The organism is Sandarakinorhabdus rubra (assembly GCF_010994245.1).
Taxonomy (GTDB): domain Bacteria; phylum Pseudomonadota; class Alphaproteobacteria; order Sphingomonadales; family Sphingomonadaceae; genus Sandarakinorhabdus; species Sandarakinorhabdus rubra.
Window position 1 is genome coordinate 1 of sequence record NZ_WMHO01000327.1, and the last position, 1,844, is coordinate 1,844.

Annotated in this window: 2 protein-coding genes and 2 pseudogenes; 2 read left to right on the forward strand and 2 right to left on the reverse strand. The window is 67.4% G+C overall.

Going from position 1 to position 1,844, the window contains the following annotated elements:
* Together GJV64_RS14060 and GJV64_RS14065 are read right to left on the reverse strand one after the other, a co-directional pair.
* Positions 1-182 (reverse strand): annotated as a pseudogene (locus GJV64_RS14060) (hypothetical protein); the annotation flags it as partial.
* A 25-nt stretch (positions 183-207) separates the two neighbouring features.
* Positions 208-807 carry a LemA family protein gene (locus GJV64_RS14065; RefSeq protein WP_164158061.1) on the reverse strand — a complete coding sequence of 200 codons (600 nt, stop codon included), beginning with the start codon at positions 805-807 and terminating at the stop codon, positions 208-210.
* 115 nt (positions 808-922) lie between these two features.
* Here GJV64_RS14065 and mscL point away from each other — a divergent pair, with 115 nt between their 5' ends.
* Positions 923-1,363 carry a large conductance mechanosensitive channel protein MscL gene (gene mscL / locus GJV64_RS14070; RefSeq protein WP_164158063.1) on the forward strand — a complete coding sequence of 147 codons (441 nt, stop codon included), beginning with the start codon at positions 923-925 and terminating at the stop codon, positions 1,361-1,363.
* Positions 1,364-1,402: 39 nt separating this feature from the next.
* Positions 1,403-1,844: pseudogene (locus tag GJV64_RS14075) on the forward strand (hypothetical protein); the annotation flags it as partial.

Here is a 1,844-nt window from a genome sequence, read left to right on the forward strand (position 1 = left end):
AGCGCCGCCGCCGCTTCGGGGGTCAGCACGCCGGCCGCATCGGTGACCCGGCCGGTGAGCGGCGGATAGGTGGGCGCGGCCTGTGCCGGGACGGCCAGCTGCAGGACCGCCAGCAGCGCGGCGAGCAGATAGGCAATGCCCGCCAGCCGCCGCACCAGCGGATCATCGAAGCGTCGCTGCATCAACGGTCCCCCGCCGCACCGGCGGTCAGAACGCCACCTCGGGCGCTTTGTCGGCGTTGGTGGCGGTCGCCTTGAACGGCGCGATCGGCTCGGCGCCATAGATCACCTTGGCGGTGATCAGCGACGGGAAGGTGCGGATCTCGGTATTATAGTCCTGCACCGCGATGTTGTAATCGCGCCGCGCCACCGCGATGCGGTTCTCGGTGCCTTCCAGCTGGCTCTGCAGCTGGAGGAAATTCTCGTTGGACTTCAGCTCCGGATATTTCTCCACCGTCACCAGCAGCCGGCCCAGCGATTGCGACAGGGCCCCCTGCGCCTGTTCGAAGGCGGCCAGTTGCGCCGGATCGGACAGCTTGGTGGGATCAACCGTCACCTGGGTGGCGCTGGCGCGGGCCTTGGTCACGCTTTCCAGCACGTCCTTTTCCTGGGCGGCAAAGCCCTTCACTGTGGCCACCAGGTTGGGGATCAGATCAGCCCGGCGCTGGTACTGGTTCTCGACATCGGCCCACTTGGCCTTCACCCCTTCTTCCTTGGCGGGAATCGTGTTGATACCGCAGCCCGACAGCAGCAGGGCAGCGCCGGCGAGGCCGGCCAGAGCGGTATTGCGGCGGAAACCATTGGTCATGCTGGCATCTCCGGTGCGGGCGGCTTGCGCGGAACCGCCGTTATGGCAGAGTGAGGTGCGCGTGTTGCCTGCATGAGATAGTGCGCGCTGGGGGAATTCAAGGGGGAGAGCTGCGATGCTGGGAGAATTCAAGGCCTTCATCGCCCGCGGCAACGTGCTCGATCTGGCCGTGGCGGTGATCATCGGCGCCGCCTTCGGCACCATCGTCACCAGCTTCACCGAGGATCTGGTGATGCCGCTGGTCAGCCTGTTCACCGGCGGGATCGACTTCACCGGCCTGTTCGTGGTGCTGGGTGACGTGCCGGCCGATTATGCCGGCAGCCCCACCGATTACGAGGCGCTGAAGAAGGCCGGCGTACCCCTGTTCGGCTATGGCAAGTTCCTCACCGCGCTGATCAACTTCCTGATCATCGCCTTCGTCATCTTCCTGATGGTCAGGGCCGCCAACAAGGCGATGGCACCGCCGCCGGCCGCGCCGGCCGAACCGCCCGGCCCGACGCCCAGCGAAGCGCTGCTTGCCGAGATCCGCGATGAACTGAGGAAGGGCCGGGCCTGAGCCGACACAGCGGCGGGGCATTGCTCACGTGATTATCCCATGCTGACGGCCATCGCGCCCTGGCTTGCCGCCGTGCCGCTGTGGGCGGTGCCGCTGGTGGTGCTGGTTCTGCTCTATGCCGCAGAAGAGCTGGGCTATCTCTATCACGGCCGCTTTGCCGCCGCGCGCGGCTCCAGCAACGATGAAGCCCAGGTGCTGTCCACCGCGCTCCTCGTGCTGGCTCTGCTCTTGGGCTTCACCTTCTCGATGGCGCTGAACCGTTATGACGAGCGCCGCCAGCTGGTGGTGCAGGAAGCCAACGACATCGGCACCGCCTGGCTGCGCGCCGGGCTGGTGCCGGCCCCCGCTGGCCCGGCGCTGCAGGCGGTGCTGGCCGATTATGCCAGCGTCCGCCTGACCAGCCCGCTGCCGCACGAAACGGAAAAGCTGGCCAGAGCCGCCCGGCTGCGCGACCTGGTCTGGCAGCGCGCCGCCGACGCAG

Excerpts from the sequence above, each read along its gene's own strand:
- GJV64_RS14065 (WP_164158061.1), bottom strand. The coding sequence starts at position 807 with ATGACCAATGGTTTCCGCCGCAATACCGCTCTGGCCGGCCTCGCCGGC.
- mscL (WP_164158063.1), top strand. The coding sequence starts at position 923 with ATGCTGGGAGAATTCAAGGCCTTCATCGCCCGCGGCAACGTGCTCGAT.